The sequence below is a fragment of the Streptomyces sp. NBC_00306 genome, from assembly GCF_036169555.1.
Classification (GTDB): Bacteria; Actinomycetota; Actinomycetes; order Streptomycetales; family Streptomycetaceae; genus Streptomyces; species Streptomyces achmelvichensis.
Map to the genome: position 1 here is coordinate 2,920,293 of NZ_CP108032.1, position 23,379 is coordinate 2,943,671.

General features: G+C 71.4%; 21 protein-coding genes and 2 tRNA genes. 16 read left to right on the forward strand and 7 right to left on the reverse strand.

Translation table 11 applies throughout. The annotated features are described in order from the left end of the window. Positions 1-191 precede the first annotated feature (191 nt). Complete coding sequence (locus OHA05_RS12835; protein WP_313946178.1) at positions 192-791, reverse strand: histidine phosphatase family protein; 600 nt, start codon at positions 789-791, stop codon at positions 192-194. A 186-nt stretch (positions 792-977) separates the two neighbouring features. Between OHA05_RS12835 and OHA05_RS12840 the strand changes: the two genes are divergently transcribed. The 7 genes from OHA05_RS12840 (at position 978) to OHA05_RS12870 (ending at position 7,401) form a co-directional block, all read left to right on the forward strand. Continuing rightward, positions 978-1,856, forward strand: a complete 879-nt coding sequence (locus tag OHA05_RS12840) for a phosphatase PAP2 family protein (RefSeq protein ID WP_313946177.1) — start codon at positions 978-980, stop codon at positions 1,854-1,856. After that, entirely contained in the window at positions 1,786-2,907 is a 1,122-nt protein-coding gene (locus tag OHA05_RS12845; RefSeq protein WP_313946176.1) for a hypothetical protein, read from the forward strand. The genes OHA05_RS12840 and OHA05_RS12845 overlap by 71 nt, the downstream gene beginning before the upstream one ends. Beyond that, the gene (locus tag OHA05_RS12850) at positions 2,898-4,493 is read left to right on the forward strand and encodes a hypothetical protein (RefSeq protein WP_328860641.1); all 1,596 of its coding nucleotides are present in this window, start codon (positions 2,898-2,900) and stop codon (positions 4,491-4,493) included. The genes OHA05_RS12845 and OHA05_RS12850 overlap by 10 nt, the downstream gene beginning before the upstream one ends. Next, a complete protein-coding gene (locus tag OHA05_RS12855; RefSeq protein WP_328860642.1) occupies positions 4,490-5,821 on the forward strand; it encodes an AAA domain-containing protein in 1,332 nt (443 codons plus the stop codon). Before OHA05_RS12850 ends, OHA05_RS12855 begins: the two co-directional genes overlap by 4 nt. Before the next feature lie 377 nt (positions 5,822-6,198). Then, positions 6,199-6,540: a hypothetical protein gene (locus OHA05_RS12860; RefSeq protein WP_313946173.1), complete on the forward strand. Its 342-nt coding sequence runs from the start codon at positions 6,199-6,201 to the stop codon at positions 6,538-6,540. Between the two features lie 137 nt (positions 6,541-6,677). Further along, positions 6,678-7,337: a bifunctional DNA primase/polymerase gene (locus OHA05_RS12865; RefSeq protein ID WP_313946172.1), complete on the forward strand. Its 660-nt coding sequence runs from the start codon at positions 6,678-6,680 to the stop codon at positions 7,335-7,337. After that, a tRNA-Lys gene (locus OHA05_RS12870) sits at positions 7,328-7,401 on the forward strand. Before OHA05_RS12865 ends, OHA05_RS12870 begins: the two co-directional genes overlap by 10 nt. Positions 7,402-7,462: 61 nt before the next feature. Here the strand turns inward: OHA05_RS12870 and OHA05_RS12875 are convergent. Then, entirely contained in the window at positions 7,463-8,749 is a 1,287-nt protein-coding gene (locus OHA05_RS12875; protein WP_328860643.1) for a M6 family metalloprotease domain-containing protein, read from the reverse strand. 356 nt (positions 8,750-9,105) lie between these two features. Between OHA05_RS12875 and OHA05_RS12880 the strand changes: the two genes are divergently transcribed. After that, positions 9,106-10,920: a putative bifunctional diguanylate cyclase/phosphodiesterase gene (locus OHA05_RS12880; RefSeq protein WP_328860644.1), complete on the forward strand. Its 1,815-nt coding sequence runs from the start codon at positions 9,106-9,108 to the stop codon at positions 10,918-10,920. Between the two features lie 97 nt (positions 10,921-11,017). On the opposite strand, the gene OHA05_RS12885 is transcribed toward OHA05_RS12880, so the two are convergent. From OHA05_RS12885 to OHA05_RS12900, 4 genes are all read right to left on the reverse strand, one after another. Beyond that, positions 11,018-12,724, reverse strand: coding sequence for a glycosyl hydrolase family 18 protein (locus OHA05_RS12885; RefSeq protein ID WP_328860645.1), 1,707 nt, complete (start codon positions 12,722-12,724; stop codon positions 11,018-11,020). Positions 12,725-12,929: 205 nt separating this feature from the next. After that, on the reverse strand, positions 12,930-14,021 hold the full coding sequence (locus OHA05_RS12890; protein WP_443043682.1) for an LLM class flavin-dependent oxidoreductase: 1,092 nt from the start codon (positions 14,019-14,021) through the stop codon (positions 12,930-12,932). 368 nt (positions 14,022-14,389) lie between these two features. Then, the gene (locus OHA05_RS12895; RefSeq protein WP_313946167.1) at positions 14,390-15,121 is read right to left on the reverse strand and encodes a maleate cis-trans isomerase family protein; all 732 of its coding nucleotides are present in this window, start codon (positions 15,119-15,121) and stop codon (positions 14,390-14,392) included. After that, positions 15,118-15,939 (reverse strand): maleate cis-trans isomerase family protein, encoded by an 822-nt coding sequence (locus OHA05_RS12900; protein ID WP_327683943.1) that lies wholly within the window; start codon positions 15,937-15,939, stop codon positions 15,118-15,120. The genes OHA05_RS12895 and OHA05_RS12900 overlap by 4 nt, the downstream gene beginning before the upstream one ends. A gap of 97 nt (positions 15,940-16,036) precedes the next feature. On the opposite strand from OHA05_RS12900, the gene OHA05_RS12905 reads away from it, so the two are divergent. After that, positions 16,037-16,987, forward strand: coding sequence for a D-2-hydroxyacid dehydrogenase (locus OHA05_RS12905; RefSeq protein ID WP_328860646.1), 951 nt, complete (start codon positions 16,037-16,039; stop codon positions 16,985-16,987). Then, positions 16,980-18,386: an amidase gene (locus OHA05_RS12910; RefSeq protein ID WP_328860647.1), complete on the forward strand. Its 1,407-nt coding sequence runs from the start codon at positions 16,980-16,982 to the stop codon at positions 18,384-18,386. Before OHA05_RS12905 ends, OHA05_RS12910 begins: the two co-directional genes overlap by 8 nt. Before the next feature lie 24 nt (positions 18,387-18,410). On the opposite strand, the gene OHA05_RS12915 is transcribed toward OHA05_RS12910, so the two are convergent. Then, positions 18,411-18,932 carry a DUF3830 family protein gene (locus OHA05_RS12915; RefSeq protein WP_328860648.1) on the reverse strand — a complete coding sequence of 174 codons (522 nt, stop codon included), beginning with the start codon at positions 18,930-18,932 and terminating at the stop codon, positions 18,411-18,413. A gap of 100 nt (positions 18,933-19,032) precedes the next feature. On the opposite strand from OHA05_RS12915, the gene ehuB reads away from it, so the two are divergent. From ehuB to OHA05_RS12945, 6 genes are all read left to right on the forward strand, one after another. Beyond that, positions 19,033-19,956: an ectoine/hydroxyectoine ABC transporter substrate-binding protein EhuB gene (gene ehuB, locus OHA05_RS12920; protein WP_313946162.1), complete on the forward strand. Its 924-nt coding sequence runs from the start codon at positions 19,033-19,035 to the stop codon at positions 19,954-19,956. Next, complete coding sequence (gene ehuC, locus OHA05_RS12925; RefSeq protein WP_328860649.1) at positions 19,953-20,696, forward strand: ectoine/hydroxyectoine ABC transporter permease subunit EhuC; 744 nt, start codon at positions 19,953-19,955, stop codon at positions 20,694-20,696. The genes ehuB and ehuC overlap by 4 nt, the downstream gene beginning before the upstream one ends. After that, the gene (ehuD, locus tag OHA05_RS12930; RefSeq protein ID WP_313946160.1) at positions 20,696-21,346 is read left to right on the forward strand and encodes an ectoine/hydroxyectoine ABC transporter permease subunit EhuD; all 651 of its coding nucleotides are present in this window, start codon (positions 20,696-20,698) and stop codon (positions 21,344-21,346) included. The genes ehuC and ehuD overlap by 1 nt, the downstream gene beginning before the upstream one ends. Positions 21,347-21,392: 46 nt before the next feature. Next, positions 21,393-22,205, forward strand: a complete 813-nt coding sequence (ehuA, locus tag OHA05_RS12935) for an ectoine/hydroxyectoine ABC transporter ATP-binding protein EhuA (protein ID WP_327686869.1) — start codon at positions 21,393-21,395, stop codon at positions 22,203-22,205. A gap of 171 nt (positions 22,206-22,376) precedes the next feature. Beyond that, positions 22,377-23,135, forward strand: a complete 759-nt coding sequence (locus OHA05_RS12940) for an IclR family transcriptional regulator (protein WP_313946159.1) — start codon at positions 22,377-22,379, stop codon at positions 23,133-23,135. A 100-nt stretch (positions 23,136-23,235) separates the two neighbouring features. Beyond that, positions 23,236-23,309: transfer RNA gene (locus OHA05_RS12945), tRNA-Lys, on the forward strand. Positions 23,310-23,379 lie beyond the last annotated feature (70 nt).

Consider the following 23,379-nt stretch of genomic DNA (forward strand, 5'->3'; position numbering starts at 1 on the left):
GGGCCAGCCCCGCAAACCTTCTCCCAACCGCGCCGGCCAGGGCGGCGCGAAGCTGCCGCGGCTAGGGGGCGTGGGGCGCAGCCCTGCATGAACCATCCCACCCGCACCGGACGGGAGCGCAGGCCCCGCCGGCACGAAGCTGCCGCAGCCAAGGGGCGTGGGGCGCAGCCCCGCAGAACCCCGGCCGCGCGTCACGACTCCAGGTGCGCCGTGTCGTTCCAGTGGTCCAGCGCCGGCGCGCCGTACGCCCAGCCCAGGATCGACAGGGACGCCGGGTCCAGGCGGATGCGGGCCCCGAAGGACGGGTCCAGGTCCAGCCAGCGCGCCGCCAGGACGCGCAGGATGTGGCCGTGGGCGAAGACCAGGACGTCCCGGTCCTCCGACTGCGCCCACTCCACGACCTCGTCCGCCCGCGCACCCACCTGCGCCAGCGTCTCCCCGTCGCGGACACCGTCGCGCCAGATGAACCAGTCCGGCTTGCTGATCGCCCTGATCTCCGGCGGGGTCAGGCCCTCGTACGCCCCGTAGTCCCACTCCATCAGCGCGTCCCACTCCGTCGCCCTGACCCCGAAGCCCGCGAGCGTGCACGTCTCCGACGCCCGGGCCAGCGGGCTCGTGCGGACCTCGACGTCCGGCAGGGAGGACCACGGGGAGCGCTGGAGTCGTTCGCCGAGCAGCTTCGCCCCGCGGCGGCCCTCCTCGATCAGCGGGATGTCCGTCCTGCCGGTGTGCTTACCCAGCCGGGACCATTCGGTCTGACCGTGCCGGGCGAGCAGGATGCGCGGTGCCATGAGGCGCTCTCCCTGAAGTTCACATGCGGTGGATTTCCATCATCACCCACCTGAACCCGGGGCAACCTCCAAGACGATCTCGGCGTCCTCCACTAGGTCGGACCCGCCGACAGAGCGTCGCCCCTTACACCGTACGGTTGAACCGTGGTCGTCGGCCACCGGAACTCACGATGGAGAAACGTTCGGATGCCGTACACCGCGCCGCGACCGAGGCCACGCTGGTGGACCGAACTGCTGCTGCTGCTCGTGGTGTACGTCGCGTACTCGGCCGGCCGGCTCCTCGCCCGCGGTGATGTGACCACCGCCGTGGACCACGGCCTCGCGATACTCCGGGCCGAGAAGGCACTCCTGCTGAACGCCGAGCACCCGCTCAACCGGCTGTTCAGCCAGACGCCCGCGATCGGCATACCCGCCGACTTCATGTACGCGTCCCTGCACTACCTGGTGACCCCCGCCGTCCTGGTGTGGCTCTTCCGCCGCCGGCCGCTGCGTTATCGCGCGGCCCGCACCTGGCTGATGCTCTCCACCCTCCTCGGTCTCGTCGGCTTCACACTGACGCCGACCTGCCCGCCGCGGCTGCTGGACGCGAGTCACGGCTTCGTCGACACCATGGCCCAGTACAGCTCGTACGGCTGGTGGGGCGGCGAGGCCAGTGCTCCGCGCGGCATGGGCGGTATGACCAACCAGTACGCCGCGATGCCAAGTCTGCACGTCGGCTGGGCGCTCTGGTGCGGTGTGATGCTGTGGCGGCACGGCCGTACTCCGCTGATGAAGGCGCTCGGCGTCGCCTATCCCCTGCTCACCACGCTGGTGGTGATGGGAACGGCCAACCACTACTTCCTCGACGCGGTCGCCGGCGCCGCGGTGATGGGTCTCGGCGCGCTCGCGACCCGGCCCGCGCTGCGGCTCGCCGACCGCCTGCGGGCCCGCTACGCGCCCGCCCCCTCCGGCCCGAAGTCCCCGATTGTCGGTGCCGGATGCGAGACTTCCGCGGGTGAGCGAATCCCTGGACAGCGGACCTCGTCCGCAGGCGCCGACGACAGCACTCCGGCAGCGGCTCGCTGAGCTGCGCGGTCCCGCCGCCCAGCCACGTCCGCTCGACGCCCGGGCTCTCGCCGCCCTCGCGGCCAACCCCGGTTGTGAGCGGCGCGCCCTGCTGGACGGCGCCGGGGTGGACAAGGCCGCGCTCGCCACCGCGCTGGGATCGCCGGCGACGTTCGGGCAGTCGCAGTTCGCGTTCATGCGGGGCAATGCCTTCGAGGCGAAGGTGAAGTCCGACGGTGGCGCGGAGCTGCTGCGGCTGATGGGTGTCGACAGCGGCGCGGACGTCCGGGTGCCCGATCTGTCGGCGGCGGGCCCCGAGGGCCGGGCCGCGCGGACGGCGCTGGCCCTGCGCGAGGCGACGGCCGAGGCGGCGTGGACGCTGCTCGACCATCCGATGCTGGCGCTGGAGGTCGCGGGCTCCCCCGCCTATCTGGAGCCGGACGCGGTGGTCGTCGCTCCCGACGGCCGGTGGACCGTCGTCGAGATCAAGTCGTTCCCGATGATCGACGCCTCCGCGGACGCGTCCAAGGTGGGCGCGGCCGCCCGCCAGGCCGCGGTGTACGTGCTGGCGCTGGAGCGGGTCGCCGCGCTGACCGGGGGCGCGCAGGTCGCCCACGACATCCTGCTCGTCTGCCCCAAGGACTTCTCCAACCTCCCCACGGCGTCCGTCGTCGATGTGCGCAAGCAGCTGTCGGTCACCCGCCGGCAGCTCACCCGGCTGACCCGCGTCGAGGACATCGCGGCCGCCCTGCCCGAGGGCACCACCTTCGATCCGCAGTGCACGCCGGAGCAGCTCACGGCCGCAGTCGAATCGGTGGACGCGGCGTACGCACCCGAGTGCCTGGCCGCCTGCGAGCTGGCGTTCCACTGCCGTGAGCGGGCCCGGACGGCCGGGGTGGTCGGCGCCCTGGGCCGTGGACTGCGCGGTGAGCTGGGCGGTCTCACGACGATCGGGGACGTGCTGGCGGCGGCCCGCGGCACCGCGGGCGACGCGGATGATCCGGCCGTCGCGGCCCTGCGCCGGGCCGCCGTGCTGCGGGCCGAGGCGCTGGAGGCCGCCGGATGTCGCTGATCGCCACGCTGGCCCGGCTGGAGGCCGTGGAGTCCGGGCGCGCCCAGCCGCTCGCGACCGTGCGGCACCGGCATCTGTCCGAACGCCCGCTGGTCCTCGTGCCGCTGACCACCGCCGGTGAGGCGGGTGCCCCGCTGGGCGCGCTCGTGGGGACGGACCGGGAGGAACCGCGGCTGATGGTGGTGGCCCAGCCGCGCGACCGGGAGCTGCGGTTCGCCTTCCTCGCCGAGCTGGCCGACGCGGTGCTGCCTCATCTGGACACGTACGCCGACGACATCGAGCTGGTCGAGCAGAACCAGACCGACCCGGAGACCGGCAGGCGCACCAAGGTCGAGGCCGAACTGTGCGCGGACGCACCGCAGCTGGTCGTGCCGGGACGGGCCGGGATCGACTTCGTCCGGCTGCTGGGCCGGTCGATGCGCTTCCGCCGTACCGCCGAGCAGGACCCCGACACGCCCTACCCCGCCCCGCCCCGGGTCCCGTTGCTCGGGCGGTGGCTCACCCACTACGGCGAGCGGGCCCGCGTACCGGGCTCGTCCCTGCTGCTGGCGGCGACGGATCTGCTGGGCCGGCACTGGGCGACCGGACAGTCGTCCCTGGAGGACCAGCATCTGGGTGCGCTGCTGGCCTGGATCGACGCGGCCGAGGGGCAGTCGGGCGCCGAGGCGGCGCTGCGGGCCGAGCTGGCGCGTGACGACCGGGGCCAGCTGCTGTGCCCGCCTGCCGGGCCGGCCACCGATCCGGCGTTCGACAACCGGCTCCTGGCGCCGGCCGTCGAGCGCTACGACAGGGCCCGGCAGGCGCTCGGGGCCGCGGAGGACGGCGCCGCGGCCGACACCCGGCTGGGCGAACTGACCCTCGCCGAGCGGGAGATCCGGCGTCTGGTGCTCAGCCAGTTGCGGCCCACGTGGGACGCGGTCTGGCGGAGCCTGGAGCTGCTGCGGGAGCTGCCCGAGGGGCGGCGGGCCGCGGACCGCTGGACGCGCGACCGCTGGTCGTTCACCGCGCACCGCGACCGGGTACGGGCCGGTGAGCCGCCGCAGCCGCGCCGCGACGACGCCGTGACCGCCGCCCGGAAGCTCGCCTCACGGGAGACGGCCCAGGCGCAGCTGGACGCGCAGGAGGCCCTGGACGACCCGCTGGTGATGGCGGGGCGCAGGCTCGCGGGCGAGGCGTTCCTGGGTGAGGTGACCGACGTGGTGATGGCGTGGTCCGAGTCGAAGCGCCCGAGCCCGCGCCCCCTGGTGACGGTGCGCACGGACGACCGGCCGCATCTGGGTGAGCGGGTGAAGGTCTACCGGTCACTGGACGGCAAGCCGCAGTCGGCGGAGTTCACCGGGTTCGACGGGCCGCCGTCGGACGGGCTGCTGGTGCTGCGGCTGACCGACCGCATGGGCCGCGCCAAGGAACCGGCCGAGGGGACGGTTCCCCGCACGGGCGACCGCATCGCCTGGACCCTGTTCGAGCACGATCAGCGCGGCGGGCCGAAGCTGCCGGACCCGGAGGAGACGCCGTGGACCCACGGCGGCCCGCCGGGCGCGGCCGCCGAGAGCGCCGACCCCGTGACCTCGGAGGACATCCTGTGAGCGCCCCCTTCGACCCGTCCGCCGAGGCGGCCCGGGCCACCGAGGCGATCCTCGCCGACACGCTGCACGGGACGCACCGCGGTGTCGTCGTGGACTCGCCGCCCGGCGCGGGCAAGTCGACGCTCGTGGTGAACGCCGCCCGCGAACTGGCCGCGGCGGGCCGCCCCCTGATGGTGATCGCCCAGACCAACGCGCAGGTCGACGACCTGGTGCTCCGGCTCGCCGCGAAGGACCCGCAGCTGCCGGTGGGCCGGCTGCACAGCAGTGACCCCGACCCGTACGACAAGGCGCTCGACGAGCTGGACAACGTCCGCACCTCGGCGAAGGCGGGCGACCTCGCGGGCCTGGACATCGTGATCTCGACGGCCGCGAAGTGGGCCCATGTCCAGGGCGTCGAGCCCTGGCCGCACGCCATCGTGGACGAGGCGTACCAGATGCGCTCGGACGCCCTGCTCGCCGTCGCCGGCCTCTTCGACCGCGCGCTGTTCGTGGGGGACCCGGGGCAGCTGGACCCGTTCTCCATCGTCGGCGCGGAGCAGTGGGCGGGTCTGTCCTACGACCCGTCCGCGAGCGCCGTCTCGACGCTGCTGGCGCACAATCCGGAGCTGCCGCAGCACCGGCTGCCGGTGTCCTGGCGGCTGCCGGCGTCGGCCGCGCCGCTGGTGTCGGCGGCGTTCTATCCGTACACACCGTTCCGCAGCGGTACGGGCCCCGGCGAACGGCGGCTGTCCTTCGGGGTCGCGTCGGACGGTTCGGCCCACGACCGGGTGATCGACGAGGCGGCGGAGTCGGGCTGGGGCCTGCTGGAACTGCCCGCCCGCCACACGCCCCGCACCGACCCGGAGGCCGTACGCGCGGTGGCGCAGGTGGTGCGCAGACTGCTGGACCGCGGCGGCGCGGCGAGCACCGGCGCCTCGGAGCCCTCGCCGGTGACGGCCGAGCGCATCGCGGTCGGCACGGCCCACCGGGACCAGGCCGCGGCCGTGCGGGCGGCGCTGGCGGAACTGGGCGTCGCCGATGTCACCGTGGACACGGCGAACCGGCTCCAGGGACGCGAGTTCGACGTCACGGTGGTGCTGCACCCGCTGTCGGGACGGCCGGACGCGACGGCGTTCCATCTGGAGACGGGCCGGCTGTGCGTGCTGGCGTCCCGCCACCGGCACGCGTGCATCGTCGTGTGCCGTGCGGGCGTGGCCGAGCTGCTGGACGAGCACCCCTCGACGGAGCCGGTGCAGCTGGGGGTGACGGTCAAGTTCCCGGACGGCTGGGACGCGATGATGACGACCTGGGACCACCTCGCCGACCACCGCGTGACCTGGACCCCCTGACCCGGCCGGCGATCGGTGCTGCCGGTTCGCCCAAAAGGGTCATGGACACGCACCCGGCCCGACCCGGCCCGACCCGGCGCCCGCGACGCAGCGGAAGCAGCAGACGCCGGACGGAGTCCGGCACGCCGCCGGAGGCGGCCCAAGCAAACAGCCCCGACGGCTGGGACGCGATGATGACGACCTGGGACCACCTCGCCGACCACCGCGTGCCCTGGACCCCCTGACCCACCGACCCCCCGCGCGACACCCGCGACATGACCCGCGCCCGGAGGTGATGACGCGCCCCTTTCGCGCTTCGAGTCGCCCTCTTGCGGCGCGCGGGACAATGGATGGCGGTCCGGATCATCCGGCTGTACCCGTGCAAGGAGGAACACCCCATGGCGGAACCCCAGCGGAGCGAGCGACGGCTGCGACCGGCGCCGCTGCTCTTCGAGCCGTCGGAGGCTGCCGCCGACCCCGAGCACTTCTTCGACCTGGAGTCGATCGAGGACCCGAGGGACCTGCTCTCCCGTGCGACCGAGCTGACGCTCGCCTTCCGCGCGGCGACCGACCGGGCCGTGGAGTTCCAGGCGCTCGCGGCCGCGCAGCTCGCCGATCCGCGCCGGTTCGACCGGCTGACGCCCGCGGACATCGCCGAGCGTGCGGAGTGGACCGAGGACTATGCCAAGAAGATGATCGAGTTCGGCCGGGGGCTTCTGCGGGACGGAAGTCCCCAGTAGAACGCCGCTTCGAATCTGCCGGGCAAACATCACATGTGGCATATGCCGAGGCGCAAGATACTCCTCCCCGGGCCACGCTGTCCTCGTTTTGACCAACTGTCGGGAGCCGTACGGTCACTCCCGGTAGACATTGCTCCATGAGTGCATGGCTGCGAGAAGACTCCCTGCTGAACCCCGGCTCCGCCGAGACCGAGCGCAGGCGCGACATCTTCGCCCTCCTGCGCGACGACGGACGCGACCACGTCGCGCAGGTCACCGCCTCGGGTGCGGCCTGGCTCGCCTCGTCCGGGACGTACCCGCGCTCCATGCTCGCCCTCTGGCGTACGCGGCCGACCGCCCCCGCCGTACTGCCCTGCGGCACGGCCTTCGACGTGGTGAACGTCCCCGCGCTCTTCGGCCGGCAGATGCTCGACCGGCTCTGGGCGGAGGGGCCCGGCTCCGGCCCGGTGGCCATGCACCGCGGCAGGATGCTCATGTTCACCGTCCCGGGCACCGCGCACCGGCTGCCCGCCCTGCTGGACTGGGAGGAGTGGGGCGACTCGGTGCCTCCGCTGCTGTGCCACGGCACCAGTGACGCGGTGACCGTCCCGCCGCTGGCCCAGACCGAACGGAACGGGCCCGGCCCGCGCTGGGTGGTGGCGCCGGACACCCGTCACCCCTGGCTCCCGGGACCCGAGGTACTGCTGTGGGCATGCGTCCGGGCGGCCCGCGCGGCCTCCTCCCCGAGCGTCCGCATATCGATTTTTCCTCGCGCCGATCAGGGTGCTAAGGTCTACGACGTCAGCAGGCGCCGCTAGCTCAGTTGGTTAGAGCAGCTGACTCTTAATCAGCGGGTCCGGGGTTCGAGTCCCTGGCGGCGCACAGACGGAAAAGGCCCCTCGCGCGAGCGGGGGGCCTTTTCGCATGCCGGTGGGGCCCACCTCTATGCGGTGGTGATCCTGACCGTGAACGCACCCCCGGGCGTACGGTCCGCGACCTCCACCCGGGTCCGCCCTCCCGGCGCCCCCGGCATCGTGAACGTCTCGCCGACCCGCAGCGGTGCGTCCGCCAGCTCCGGGTACACCGACTGGTCCCAGCACGCCTCGCTGCTCGGATGGGTGTCGATGACCTCGACGGGACCCCCGCCCGAGGCCGTGTCCGACTGGACTCGGTAGAGCAGCACCCCCTCGGTGCAGGTCGCCGCGTCATTGCCGGTGGCGGCGCGTGCCTCGATGGCGAGCGCCGTGCCCGGACCCGTCCGCACGACCGCGAGCCGGGTGCCGAGACCGCCGCCCGGCGCCGGCGCGGCGCCGATCGGCTCCAGAGTGATCAGCTCCTCCCCGGTGACGCACCGGACGGCCCGCTCGTCGAGCCAGCCGAGCTTCCACTTGTGCCAGCCGAACAGGTCGGGCGCCATGCCGAACTGGCTGCCCATCACGTCCCAGTCACCGACATAGGTGTCCCAGTCGCCCTTGCCGTCCACCGGCCGGTGGTAGAGGTCGGGGAGGTCGAAGACGTGCCCGGTCTCGTGGGCCAGCACGTTGCGGTCCGGCGGATGGCGTTCGAAGACGGTGACGACACGCCGGATGTCGACGCCGTCGGCGCTGAGCGGGTGCTCGAAGTTCACGACCTTGGTGGCGTCGGAGTCGACGCCGGGCGCGTCCGGGTCGGCGACCAGATAGACGATGTCGTAGCGGGAGAAGTCCACGGTCGGGTCGGCGGCATCGATCGCGTCGCGCATATAGGCGCCGCGCTTCTTGGGCTCCCAGTCACGGCTTATCCCGTAGGCGGTGGAGGCTTTCGGCATCACCACCCAGGCGGGCTGCGGGTCGGCACGGAGCTTGAACCTGCCGTACGAGGCGCGGTCGAAGAAGGTGCTGGTGGCGGGGAAGTGGTCGGTGGCGAGCTCGCCCGGATCGTGGTTCGGCACGGAGTCCGGGAACGACAGGAAGACCATGACCGCGTCGAGCCGGGACGCCGGCCGCGGATAGGCGGCGTTCCAGGTGTCGAGGCCGAGGGAGTGGTGGGCGGAGGTGCGGGGCAGCGCGCAGGGGCCCGCCGAGTTCTTCGCCACCGCGGGTCCGGCGACGAGGGAGGTGGCGGCGAGGGCCATGAGGGAGGTGAGGGCCGCGGCGGTGGCGCGCAGCCGTCCGCGTTCCACTCCCCCGGGTGTTCCCGCGGGTGACTGCTGACCCTCCACGTAGACCTCCGGCTGCGGAATGGGAGACACCTCACCCACCTTGTGCGGGTTTCTTGGTGTACGTCCTGTTCCGGTGCCCCACTCGGGTGACCGACCTGACATCGGGCCGACACCGACCCGAGATCCGGCGACACTCCGATGGCTCACGGAACGTCACATTCGGTCAGGCCGGAATCGGCACCCGTGCAGACCCGCGCAGAAACGATCGGCCGGAGACCACGGACGGGCGGCACCCGAGCGGCGGAGCTGGAACGGCCCAGGGGGCAGCCTCTATGATCGGCACACTTTCCCGGACCCTTCCCCCGACCTTCGCCGACGTAGGACCGGCCCCGGCCGGCCACATCAGTACGACCCTGTACGACACAACTGCACTGCGGGAGTGAGCGGTGAGCGGAACCTCCGAAGGAACAGGGCCGACGGGAGTCGCGGTGCCCGGCAGGGCGCGGCCGAAGATCACGGAGCGTCACCAGGTCGGCCGGTCCGCCGCCGAACTGCGCGACTACCGGGCGGCATTCAACGCCGCACACCTCGCGATGGCGGTCGTCGACCAGGACGGACTCGTCGTGACGGCCAACGCGGCGCTCGCGACGCTCTTCGGCTCGGAGCCCGTGGACCTCCTGGAGCGGACGGCCGCCGACCTGGTGGACCTCGCCTCCGACCGGCGCACCTGGCACGCGTACCGCGAGGTGCTGCGCGGCCGGCGCTCCCGCTTCCGGTGCACCCGCAGGCTCAAGCACCCCGACGGACGCGCGCTGTGGGCGGAGGTCACGGTGGCGCCGGTGCCCGACAGCCGCAATGTGCTGCTGTCCGTCGCGGACATCAGCGACCGGCGCGAACTGCACGCGCGGCTGCGCCATCTCCAGATGCATGACGCGGTGACCCGGCTGCCCAACCGGACGCTGTTCTTCGAACGGCTCGCCTCGGCGCTCGAATCGTCGGCGTACGACCAGGGGTCCACCGGCCGGGTCGGCCTCTGCTATCTCGACCTCGACGGTTTCAAGGCGGTCAACGACACCCTCGGGCACCGGGTCGGCGACCGGCTGCTCGCGGCCGTCGCCCGGCGGCTCACCGAGTGCGCGGACGGCGACGGTTACACCCGCAGCGGCGGCCATCTGGTGGCCCGGCTCGGCGGCGACGAGTTCGCGATCCTGGTCGAGGACTCCACGGGTACGGACCAGGTCGCCGATCTCGCCCGGTCCGTACTGGTCGCGCTGCAGCAGCCGTTCGACCTCGACGGGCAGCGGCTCTCGGTCTCCGCGTCGATCGGGGTGGTGGAGCGTACGGTCGCCGGCACGACCGCGACGGGGCTGATGCAGGCCGCCGACACGACGCTCTACTGGGCGAAGGCGGACGGCAAGGCGCGCTGGACGCTCTTCGATCCCGAGCGCAACGCGCACCGGATGACGCGGCAGGCCCTCTCCTCGACGCTGCGGCCGGCGGTGGAGCGCGGGGAGTTCGCGCTGGAGTACCAACCGCTGGTGGGACTGGCGGACGGGATGACGCGCGGCGTCGAGGCGCTGGTGCGCTGGAATCACCCGCAGTTCGGGACACTTGCGCCGAATCGGTTCATCGGAATCGCGGAGGAGGACGGCTCGATCGTCCAGCTCGGGCGGTGGGTGCTGCGCACCGCCTGCCGCCAGGCGCGCCGGTGGCAGCAGGAGCACCCCGGCGTCCCGCCGCTGTTCGTGAGCGTCAATGTCGCCGTACGGCAGGTCTGGGACTCGGACCTGGTGGCGGACGTGGCGGAGATCCTCGCCGAGACGGGGCTCGCGCCGCACCTTCTCCAGCTCGAACTCACCGAGTCCGCGGTGATGGGTTCGGCCGGCAGGCCCCTCCAGGCGCTCCAGGCGCTCAGCGACATGGGCGTGCAGATCGCCATCGACGACTTCGGCACGGGCTATTCGAACCTGGCGTATCTGAGCCGGCTGCCGGTCTCGGCGCTGAAGCTGGACGGATCGTTCGTCCGGGGCTTCCAGGACGAGGCGCACCCGAACCCGGCGGACGAGACGATCGTCGAGGCCCTCGTCCAGCTCGCGCACCGGCTCGGTCTGACGGTCACGGCGGAGTGCGTGGAGACCTCGGGGCAGGCCTCCCGGCTGCGCAGCATCGGCTGCGACACGGGTCAGGGCTGGCTGTACTCACGGGCCGTGGCGCCGGACCGGATCGGGGCGATGATCGGCATCAGCGCGCTGCCCGGGTGAGGACCGGCGCCGCGGGCGCTTGACGACGGGCGCCGCCCCGGACCCCTGAGCGGGGGTCCGGGGCGGCGCCGTGGTGGGGGGCGGGGAGCACCTGTGATCAGCAGGCGCCCTGGTCGCGCCAGACGCCCCACTCACCGGTGGTGCCGGGCTCCTCGTTCTGCGTCCACCACTGGGCCTTCCAGGTGCGGCCCTTGTGGGAGACGAGGCCGCCGTTGTTGTAGACCGCGGAGGCGGACCACGGCGTGGCCGTGCAGCCGGGCGCCGGGTCGGACGGCGACGGGGTCGGGTCGCTCGGCGAGGGTGTCGGGTCGGACGGGGACGGGGTGGGTTCGCTCGGGTCCGGGCTCGGCGAGCTGCCGACGGCCGCCACGATGTCGTTGAGCAGCTTCGCTCCGGGGTCCAGGCCGAGCAGGGAGTACATCATCGCGCCGCCCAGACCGCGGTTGTGGGCGTAGTCGGCGCGGGCCTGGATCGCGCGCTTGTCGAGGCCGGTGAAGAACTCGCCGTCCTTGTAGAAGTACGACGCCTTCGCCTCGTCGTCCCAGAACGTCGTCGCCGCGTTGTCGACGATGCCGCCGAGCTCCTTGTAGTGCGCGATGCCCGCCTGCTGGCTCAGCGGACGCGCGGCGCTCGCACCGGTGGCGCTGCCGCCGAGACCGTTTTTGGCCCCGGCCGGAACACCCTTCCAGCCGCGGTAGTAGAACTCGTATCCCAGCGTCAGCTTGTTCGCCGGGAAGCCGCCCGCGATGCCGTACGCGGCGTTGCCGTCGATCCAGGCGTCCACGGCGTTGTCGATCGAGTACTTCTGGGTGCCCGGCGGGATCGGGTCGGTCGGGTCGGACGCCGGCGAGTACAGCGGCGACTGGTGGTAGGCGGGTCCGTCCGCGTCCCAGGCGCCGTGCATGTCGTAGGTCATGATGTTCGCGTAGTCGAGGTACGCGCCCACCTTGTCCGTCTCGATGTACTTGATCTTGTCCTGGCCGGCCGGCATCGCCGCCGTCAGCAGGTACTTCTTGCCGCCGTGCGCGGTGCCGTACTCGTTGAGCTGCTTGCGGAACTCGGCCAGCAGCAGGGTGAAGTTGGTCTTGTCCTCGGGGCCGTAGTGGTTGCCGAGGTGGCCGCCCGCCGAGCCCGGGTACTCCCAGTCGATGTCGATGCCGTCGAAGATGCCGGCCGCCGTGCCGGCTCCGCCGAAGCCGCCCTCGACCGGGATGTCGCCCTGGATGTACTGCTTGATGCAGGACGCCACGAGCTTCTTGCGGCTCGCGTCAGTCTTCGCCGCGTCGTGGAAGAACTTGGAGTACGTCCAGCCGCCCAGCGAGATGTTGATCTTCAGATGGGGGTTCTTCGCCTTCAGCTTCTTGAACTGGTTGAAGACACCCGCGATCGGCTGGTTCCAGGTGTCGGCGACGCCGTCCACGCTGTCGGCCGCGCCGAACGTCTTCTGGTAGTCCGCGAAGGCGTCGCCCGCACCGTCACCGGCGTTCGGGTTGTTGTCGTCGCCCGCCGCCTTGTTCGCCTCGAAACAGGTCAGATCCGTGGGGTGGATGTTCCCGAACGAGTAGTTGATGATGTCGAGCTTCCCCGCGATGCCCCTGTCCTGGAGGTGCTTGGGGAAGAAGGCGTTGCCGTACACGCTCCACTGGTCGTAGTACGCGATCTTCACCCCGCCCGTGGATGCGGCGGCGAGCTGGGCGTCGTTGCCGGCCGCGCCGGCCGGGCCGGTGGCGGCGAAACCGGCCATGACGCCTGCGGCGAGCGCCGCGGTCGTCAGGGCCGCGAGCAAGGGTCTGGGGGAGCGCACGGACAGCCTCCGGGGTTGTGCCGACGTGAGTGGGAGAAGAGATAGCGATCCGGCCACCGGCGCGTCAATGGTCCTGACCACATTAGGACTAGACCAATTTTGACGAGAAACCGCTTGTCAGGCTGTTGCAACAGTATGCAAAAACCGCCCGCCACCATCGTGACGAGCGGTTTAAGGGTGCGTTAACCGAGCCCTGCGGCCCTGATCAGGAAGGAACCACCGAGGTCGGCAATTCGTAGGCGTCGGCGATCAGTTCGTACGAACGGAGCCGGATGTAACCGCCGTGGGCATTGGCCGTGAGCATCAACTCGTCGGCCCCCGTGCGCTTCTGGAGGTCGTCCAGACCGGTGCGCACCGCGTCCGGCGTGCCGTGGACGATGTTGGTCAGCCAGCTGTCGACGAACTCCCGCTCCATGGGGCTGAACCGATACACCTCGGCCTCTTCGGGCGTCGGCACGAGCCCCGGGCGGCCGGTGCGCAGCCGCAGCATCGACAGCGCCCCGGTCAGCACCTGCCGGCGGGCCTCCCTCTCGTCGTCGGCGGCGAGCGCCGCCACCCCGATGAGCGCGTAGGGGGCGTCCAGCACCGCCGAGGGCCGGAAGGACTCGCGGTAGAGGTCGAGCGCCGGGATGGTGTTCTGCGCCGAGAAGTGGTGGGCGAAGGCGAAGGGCAGTCCCAGCACGCCGGCCAGCCGGGCGCTGAAACCGGAGGAGCCGAGGAGCCAGACGGGCGGACGGCCGGTGGGCCCCTGCACCGGGCCCGGGACCGCGTGAATACGGCTGTAGGGGTGCCCGTCGGGGAAGTCGTCGTCCAGGAACCGTGTCAGTTCGGCGAGTTGCTGCGGGAAGTCGTCGGCGCCCTCGCCCAGCCGCTCGGTGCGCCGCAGTGCGGCGGCGGTCGCGCCGTCCGTACCGGGGGCGCGGCCGAGGCCGAGGTCGACACGGCCCGGGGCGAGCGCCTCCAGCGTGCCGAACTGCTCGGCGATGACGAGAGGCGCGTGATTGGGCAGCATCACGCCGCCGGAGCCGAGGCGGATGTGCTCGGTGTGCGCGGCGAGGTGCGCGAGGATCACGGCGGGCGAGGAGGAGGCGACGCCGGGCATGGAGTGGTGTTCGGCCACCCAGTGGCGGCCGTAGCCGCGACTCTCGGCGAGCCGGGCGATCTGCACACTGGTGCGCAGGGCGTCGCTCGCGGTACGGCCCTCGCCGACCGTGACCAGATCCAGTACGGACAGCGGCACCGGCGCAGTACCCCGTGCCGTGCCTCGTATTGGGTCGCCCTGTATCGCGTCGTCCACCGGTTCAGCCCTCCTGCGCGTAAAAACGTACAACACAGAAGAACAGGAGGGCCTCTCCGCTTTATTCCGGAGCGGGACGGGGCCGGGGCCCCGGCGCAGGTCCGAGCGCCGTCCCATCACCCCCGGCGGGATCCGGTTCGAGACGTCGGGCCCGGGTCGGCATCCCGGACCGGATCGGTTCCGGTGGGGTGCGGTTCCGGGCTGCACGGTTCAGGTCCGGGAACGCCCGGCCGCTCGGACCGGAGCAGCGCCCGGGCCGCGCGGCGGTCAGGGTCCGGACCCGGCCGCTCGGAGCGGAGCCGGGCCCGGCCCCTCGCACGAGGCCCGGGCCCGGGCCGCTCAAACCGTGCCCCGGCCCGGCCCGCCGCTCAGATCCGGATTTGGTCCCGCTTGGCGAACAGCGTGCCCAGCTTCGGCGCCCACGCCCGGCGCTCGGCCAGCCGCAGGCCCTCCCAGACGGTCACCTGGTTCGCCGTGAGGACCGGCTTGCCGAGCGTCTCCTCCAGCTCGGGCAGATACGCCGCCGTGTGCAGGGCCGTGTCCGGCAGCAGCACGATCTCCGCGTCCGGATGGTCTCCCGCACGCGCCAGCTCCAGCACCTCGTCCCGGCCCCAGGTGCCGACCTCGGCCGCCGTGATGATGCCGCTCGCCCGGTCCGCGACCACCTCGGTCCCCGCGGCCTTGAGGAACGCCGTGAAGTGGGCGGTGACATCCTCCGGATAGGTCGCCGCCACCGCCACCCGTTCCGCGCCCAGCGCGCGTACCGCGTGGGCGAAGGCGAACGACGTGCTGGACGCCGGGAGGCCCGCGGCCAGCGCGAGCGCCCGTGTCTGCTCGTGGGCGCCGTCCCACCCGTATACGAAGCTTCCGCTCGTGCACGCCCAGACGACCGACTCGGCGCCCGCGAGGCGGAGTTCCTCCACGCCCGCGGCGAGCCGCTCGGGCGACCCCATGTTCAGCAGGGCGTCCACGCGGTGGGCGTCCTCGCCGATGTCGGTGTGCACGACCGGCAGCCTGATGTCGCTGTCGAGCAGCACCTCGAAGCGTGGGTAGTCGTCCTCGGCGGAGTGCCCGGGGTACAGAAGTCCGACCGTGGTCATGTCCAGCCTTCCTGTTCTTCGGGCTGGGCCGGCTGAGCCTGGGGCTGCGGTGCCTGGGGAGGGAGCGGGATCTCGGGCTGGGCCTCCGGCTGCAGCAGCAGCCCTTGGTAGGGCCCGACCGCGTGCACGCCGATCCGGCGCAGCGCCGCCCACATCGTCACCTGGTTCGCGGAGAGCACCGGCATCCTCAGTTCGGCCTCCAGCTGGGGGATCGCGTCGTACGTCGGCAGATTCGTGCAGCTGATGAAGAGCGCGTCGGCCGCGCCCACCACCGCCTGCCGCGCCATGTCCACCACCGACCGGTACGGCACCTTCCAGATGTGCCGGGTCAGTCCGAGAAAAGCGCGGCCCGTGACGGTTGCCCCGGCTTCCGCCAAGTAGTCCTCCAGCGAACGCGTGACCGATTCCGTATAGGGGGTCACGAGGGCGATACGGCGGGCGCCCAGCTCGTCGAGTGCTTCGAGCAGGGCGCCGGACGTGGTCAGCGAGGCGACGTCCCCCGCCGAGGTCATCGCCTCGCACATGGCCCTCTCCCCGGCGACCCCGCCGACGAAGCTGCCGGATGTGCAGGCGTAGGCGATGACTTCGGGCTCGGACGCCCCGAGCGCCTGCACGGCCTTGTGCAGGGTCTCGTGCTCACTGACCAGGCGGGCGAGGTCGAGGGAGACCTCCACAGGGACGTAGGGAGTACGCGTCAGCCGCAGTGAGACGTCGTCGGGGACCCAACGCCACAGCTCGCGATCCAGCGCGAAATCGAACGGAGCGACGATGCCGACACCGCGTTGCGGTTGCGGCCCGCCGAGAAAGGAGACATCCATCGCCGGCCCCCTTTGACGTGTTGTTGACGACGTTAGGTTCGGCTGCGAGCGTGGGTCAATCCGTACATGTCAGACGTTACGAAACGGCTTCCGCTTGATGTCCGAACCCACTCTTCTCGTCCTGCAGGCGGACCCCCCGCCCCGTCTCGGCAAGCTGACCGGGCGGGTCCGCGTCAGTTATGCCGACGAACAGTCGCTCGCCGCCCAACTCCCTCACGCCGACGTGCTGTTGGCCTGGGACTTCACCTCCGACGCGGTGCGGCTCGCCTGGCCGGGCGACGGCCCGCGGCCACGCTGGGTGCACACCCCGAGCGCCGGTGTGGACCGGCTGCTCTGCCCCGAACTGGCCGAATCCGACACGGTGGTCACCAACGCCCGGGGCGTCTTCGAGGAACCCATCGCGGAGTACGTCGCGGGCCTGGTGCTCGCCATGGCGAAGGACCTCCCCGGGACCCTCGAACTCCAGCGGCAGCGCCGATGGCGCCATCGCGAAGGGCTGCGCGTCGCCGGCACCCGGGCCACGGTCGTCGGCGCCGGACCCATCGGCCGGGCGGTGGCCGCGACCCTGGAGGCCCTGGGCATCACCGTGGCGGTCGTGGGCCGGACCGCGCGGGGCGCCATCCACGGCACCGAGGATCTCGATCCGCTGCTGGCGCGCGCCGACTGGGTGGTGTGCGCCGCCCCGCTGACCGACGCGACACGCGGGATGTTCGACCGGCGGCGCTTCGCCCTGATGCAGCCGTCGGCCCGGTTCATCAACGTGGGACGCGGCCCGCTGGTCGTCGAGGACGATCTCGTCGCGGCGCTGAACGACCGGGTGATCACGGGCGCCGCCCTCGATGTCTTCACCTCGGAGCCGCTGGAGCCCGACAGCGCGCTGTGGGACGTCCCCGGGCTGATCGTGTCCCCGCACATGAGCGGCGACACGGTGGGCTGGCGCGACCGGCTCGGCGAGCAGTTCGTCGATCTGTACGACCTCTGGGAGGCCGGAAAGCCGTTCCCGAACGTGGTGGACAAGAAACGTGGGTACGTCCCCATGCATGACTGATCCGCTGACTGACCACACCGCACGCCAACTGCTGGCCGGCTACGAGAAAGGGGACTTCACGCCCGTCGAGGCGACCCGAGCGGCACTGGAGAGGATCGAGGCGGTGCAGCCGCTGGTCAACGCCTTCGTCCGGGTCGACGCCGAGGCAGCGATCGCCCAGGCCGAGGCCTCGGCCGAACGCTGGCGGCGGAAGGAGCCGCAAGGGCTGCTCGACGGCGTGCCGGTCACCGTGAAGGACCTGCTGCTCCAGCGCGGCGGGCCGACACTGCGCGGCTCGCACACCGTCCGCGCCGAGGGCGCCTGGGACGAGGACGCGCCGTCGGTGGCGCGGATGCGCGAACACGGCGCGGTCTTCCTCGCTAAGACCACCACGCCCGAGTTCGGCTGGAAGGGGGTCACCGACTCCCCCCGGCACGGTGTCACCGGCAACCCCTACGACCCGTCGCGGACGGCCGGCGGCTCCAGCGGCGGCAGCGGGGCCGCGGTGGCGCTGGGCGCGGGCGCCCTCTCGCTGGGCACGGACGGCGGCGGTTCGGTCCGTATCCCCGCCTCCTTCTGCGGGATCTTCGGCCTCAAGCCGACGTACGGCCGGGTACCGCTGTATCCCTCCAGCCCGTTCGGAACCCTGGCGCACGTCGGCCCGATGACCCGCGACGCGGCTGACGCGGCACTGCTGCTCGATGTGATCAGCGGCCCGGACTGGCGGGACTGGTCGCAACTGGCGCCCGCGGGCAGCGCACAGGACGCGCTCGCGGACGGCATCCACGGGCTGCGGATCGCCTACTCGCCGTCCTTCGGCGGGCAGGTGGCGGTCCGTCCGGCGATCGCCTCCGCGGTACGCGGGGCGGTGCAGGCGCTGGCCGGGCGCGGCGCGTACATCGAGGAGGCCGACCCCGACATCAGCGACCCGGTGGAGGCCTTCCACACCCTGTGGTTCAGCGGTGCGGCGCGGCTGCTCCAGGCGCTGGGGTCCCCGCAGCGGCAGTCGCTGGACCCCGGGCTGCGCGAGATCACCGCGATCGGCGCGCGGCACAGCGCGCTGGAGTATCTGGCGGCCGTGGACACCCGGATGGATCTGGGCCGGCGCATGGGGCGCTTCCACAGCACGTACGACCTGCTGGTGACGCCGACGCTGCCGGTCACCGCCTTCGAGGCGGGGGCGGAGGTGCCGGCCGGCTCGGGGCACCGTCGCTGGACGGGTTGGACGCCGTTCACCTATCCCTTCAACCTGACGCAGCAGCCCGCCGCCACCGTGCCGTGCGGGGTGGACGAGGACGGGCTGCCGATCGGCGTCCAGCTGGTCGGGGCGCGGCACGCGGACGCGCTGGTGCTGCGGGCCGCGCACGCGCTCTACGAGTCGGGAGTGGCGTCGATCCCCGCGCCCCGTCCGCGGATCTGAGCCGCGGACTCGCCCGGACAGGACCTAGGCGCGCCGGAAGCTGAGGGTCTCCCCCAGCGCACCGGCCCGCCACAGGTCCTGACAGGCCTCGGCCATCCGGTCGAGGCCGTCGACCACGGTGCCCCAGACGATGCCGGGGACCCATCCGGTGTCGCCGTTGAGCAGCAGGTTGTTGCGTTCGTAGAACAGCGCGAGGTCGACGACGGTGGCGCGGCCCGCGTGCGCCGCCTTGTCCCCGTAGCCGTACGAGTTCGTACCCAATTGCACATCGGAGAAGGTGAAGTAGCAGAGATCTCCCGGAATGGGAGTGACGGTCGGATTCTCCAGCGGCGGCTCCTGCGGCGCGAACGCGGGCAGCAGGGCGTAGATCTCGTTGCGCGCGTACTTGGCGTGGTAGACGTCGCCGCCCAGCGGCAGCGCGTCCCACACGGCGGCGCAGGTGATCGGGGCCTTGTCGGTCAAGAGCCGTGCCGTGCAGCTGATTCCGCGCTTGTCGAGCGAGACCTCGACGAAGCGGTCGGCCGGGCCGGTGATGTGGTCAGCCATGCAATCTCCTCGGGTGGGTGGTGCTCCTCCACTCATGCCCGCCGATCCCGGGCGCAAATTCATCCGCATACCCGAATGCGAACGGGGTAGCCGCGCCCCCATGGCTCCACCACAGGGGATATCCAGACACAGCACAGGCCAAGGAATCCGGCGCCGCTCACTGCTCGCCGGGGCCGTGGCCCTGGGTGCCGTGGGCGCCGTCGGTGCGACGAGCGCATGCAGCAGGGTGGCCACCGCCGACGCCGGTGACGGGGGGCATCTGCTGGAGCAACTGCGCGCGAAGAAGACCGTGCGGCTCGGGCTCGCGGGCGAGCAGCCGTACAGCTACATCGGCAAGGACGGCAAGATGACGGGTTCCGCCCCCGCCATCGCCGAACGGATCTTCAAGGAGCTGGGTGTCGAGAACGTCCAGCCCTTCCCCACCGAGTTCGGTTCCCTGATCACCGGCCTCAACTCCCTCCAGTTCGACGTCGTCGCCGCCGGGATGTACATCAACCCCGAGCGCTGCGAACAGGTCATCTTCGCCGACCCCGAGTACCAGATGCTCGACGCGTTCATCGTGCGCAAGGGCAACCCGAAGAACCTGCACAGCTACAAGGACATCGCCGAGGCCGGCGCCAAGATGGCCACGGGCGTCGGCTACGCGGAGATCGACTACGCCAAGGAGGCCGGGGTCAAGAACCTGACGACCCTGCCCGACCAGCTCGCGGGCCTGCTCGCGGTGGAACAGGGCCGGGTCGACGTCTTCGTGGGCACCGCCGTCACCGTGCGCAATGTCGTGAAGGAGACCCGGAGCGGCAAGGTCGAGGCGACGGCCGAGGTCACGCCGTACGTCAAGGGCAAGCCGGTCATCGACGTCGGCGGCTTCGCGTTCCGCAGCCCCGAGACCACCCTCCGGGACGCCTTCAACCGTGAGCTGCACAAGCTCAAGAAGAGCGGCGAACTGCTGGAGATCATGCGGCCCTTCGGCTTCACGAAGGACCAGATGACCACCATCACCGCCAAGGAGAAGTGCAAGCCATGAGCGAAATATCCGCGGGTTTGTGGGAACTCCTCCTCAAAGGCGTGTGGATCACCGTCCAGCTGACCGTCCTCAGCGCAGCGCTGGCCGCGGTCGTCGCCTTCGTCGTCGGCCTCGCACGCGCACACCGGCTGTGGATCGTGCGGTTCGTCGCCGGCGCCTACTTCGAGATCTTCCGCGGCACCTCGGCGCTGATCCTGATGTTCTGGATCTTCTTCGTCCTGCCGCTCGGCTTCGGCTGGCAGCTCGTCCCCCTGTGGGCGGCCGTCCTCTCCCTCGGCCTCACCTACGGCGCTTACGGCTCCGAAATCGTGCGGGGCGCGGTGAACGCGGTCTCCCCCGCCCAGCGCGAGGCGGGCATCGCCCTCAGCTTCACCCCGGCCCAGCAACTGCGGAAGATCATCCTTCCGCAGGCCTGGCCGGAGATGATCCCGCCCTTCAACAACCTGCTCATCGAGCTGCTGAAGGGCACCGCGCTCGTCTCGATCATGGGCGTGGCGGACATCGCGTTCGGCGCCTCGCTGGTGCGCAACGCCACGGGCCAGAGCGCGCCCGTCTACACGATCATCCTGGTGATGTACTTCGTCCTCGCCTTCGTCCTGACCCGGGGCATGCGCGTGCTGGAACGCCAGGCCAAGGCCGGAGTCGGGCAGGCTCCCCCACCGCGCTCGTCCGGGATGTCGCGCAAGCTCGCCATTCCTCGTCAGAGCCGGGTCTCGGCGAGCGCCGGGGGTGAGCGCTGATGCAGTGGGACTGGTCCGCAGTCGACGAGTTCATGCCGCGCTTCTGGGACGGCCTGCTGGTCACCCTCCAGGCGCTGGTGCTGGGCGCGCTGGTCGCCTTCGCGCTCGGCCTCGTCTGGGCGCTTGCCCAGCGCTCGCGCCTGGCCGTGGTGCGCTGGCCGGTGACCGCCGTCACCGAGTTCGTCCGCAACACCCCGCTGCTGGTGCAGCTCTTCTTCCTCTACTACGTCCTGCCGGAGTGGGGCATCACGCTCTCGGCCATGGTCACCGGCGTCGTCGGGCTCGGCCTGCACTACTCGACGTACACGGCCGAGGTCTACCGCGCCGGCATCGACGGCGTTCCGCAGGGTCAGTGGGAGGCGGCCACCGCGCTGAGCCTGCCGCGCACCCGCACCTGGGGTGCGGTGATCCTGCCGCAGGCGATCCGCCGGGTCGCCCCGGCGCTCGGCAACTACGTCATCGCGATGCTCAAGGACACACCGATGATCTTCGTCATCGGTGTGATGGACATGCTCGGTGAGGCACGGCAGTTCGCGTCCGAGACCTTCCTGACGGTCGAGGCGTTCACGGTCGTCGGCATCGCCTTCATCCTCATCTCCTATCCGGCATCCCTTCTCATGCGAGCACTGGAGCGACGCCTTGTCCGCTGACAGCAACCCCCCGAACACCGCGAAGGAAGCGGCGGCCGACACCCCTGTGGCCGGTACCGCGGCCACCGCCGCCCCGGCCGGAACCGCACCGTCGACCGGCGAGCTGATCCGCTTCGACGGGGTCACCAAGCGCTTCGGCGCCAACACCGTCCTGGACTCGCTGGACTTCACCGTCGACCCGGGCAAGCACGTGACCCTGATCGGGCCTTCCGGGTCCGGCAAGACGACGATCCTGCGGCTGCTGATGACGCTGACCAGGCCGGACGAGGGCACGATCACGGTCGACGGGCAGTATCTGTGCCACGAGGAGAAGAACGGCAGACTCGTCCCGGCCGGCGAGAAGCACGTGCGCGAAGTGCGGAAGAACATCGGCATGGTGTTCCAGCAGTTCAACCTCTTCCCCAACATGAAGGTCCTGCGGAACATCACCGAGGCCCCGGTCCATGTGCTGGGCATGTCCCAGGACGAGGCGGACGAGCGGGCCCGCGGGCTGCTCGACCTGGTCGGGCTCGGCGACCGCTGCGACGCCTACCCCAGCCAGCTGTCCGGCGGACAGCAGCAGCGTGTGGCCATCGCCCGCGCGCTGGCGATGCGCCCCAAGGTGCTGCTGCTCGACGAGGTCACCTCGGCGCTCGACCCCGAGCTCGTCGCGGGAGTCCTCGACGTCCTGCGGGACATCGCGCACACCACCGACATCACGATGCTGTGCGTGACCCACGAGATGAATTTCGCCCGGGACATCTCGGACTGCGTGCTGATGTTCGACGAGGGCAAGGTCATCGAATCCGGCCACCCGGACAAGATCTTCACCGAGCCGGAGAACGAGCGGACAAGGGACTTCCTGAGCGCTGTTCTCTGAGACTCCGGGGTCCAAGGACCACGATCTTGACAACGGCATATGCCAGACGGATGCGCCCCTGGGCAGAGCCCCGGGGCGCTCCATCATTCTCGCCAACAGCCGCCCCTCCAGCGGCTCTTGACCGCTATCGTGGTAGAGAAGCTTGCGGTGACGACCTGCTAGGGGGAGACCGTGGCGCTGAAGCCGGAGCCGACCGCGCCGTTCCATTCGGTGCAGTACGTCCTGCGTGTCCTGGAGACGATCTCGAAGCACGGCGGTGGTGTCACCGACGTCCAGATCGCCCGGGAGACAGGGCTGCCCACCGGCCATCTGGCTCCCATGCTGGCCATGCTCCGCCGCGAGGGTTATGTGGAGCAGGTCGCGGACGGCGCCTATGTGATAGGCGACTCCCTGGTCCTTCTCGGTTCGGGCGTCACGCGCCAGGAGGCGCTGGAGGCCAAGCTCCAGGAGACGCTGACCGAGCTGCGCGACTCCGTGGGAGCGGCGGTCTACATCAGCCGGTACATCGACGGCGAGGTCAAGATCACGCAGTACGCCGACGGTCCGCGCGCCCCCAAGGTCAACGAGTGGGTGGACTTCCGCTCGGCGGCGCATGCGAGCGCCGTCGGCAAATGCCTGCTGACCCAGCTCGACCAGAACGGCCGCCGGGACCATCTCTCCCGCCACCGGATCACCCGGCTGACGTCGAGGACGATCACCAGCGAGAAGCTGCTCTTCTCCAAGCTGGACAGCCAGCCGCCGACGGTCCCGATCCTGGATCTCCAGGAGTACGCCGTGGGCACGGTCTGCGCGGCCGTCCCGCTGACGGCGGGCTCGGCGGTCGGCTGTCTGGCCCTGTCCATGCCGATCGAGCACGCCCACCGGCTGCGCTCGGCCGCGGACACGCTGAACCGCAGGGCGGCGCCGGTGGTGCTGTCGCTCGCGATATGAGGGCTGTCCCGCTGCGGGCCCTGCCGCCGCCCGATCCCGCCCCTCTCGCGGGGCGGTCCGGAGCACCTCCGGGGACCGGGTATTATTTCCGCGTCAGCAGGCGCCGCTAGCTCAGTTGGTTAGAGCAGCTGACTCTTAATCAGCGGGTCCGGGGTTCGAGTCCCTGGCGGCGCACATCTGATCATCTGGGGCTTCTCGGCCGACCGAGAAGCCCCAGATAAGTTTCTGCCTGCTGGTGCCATAT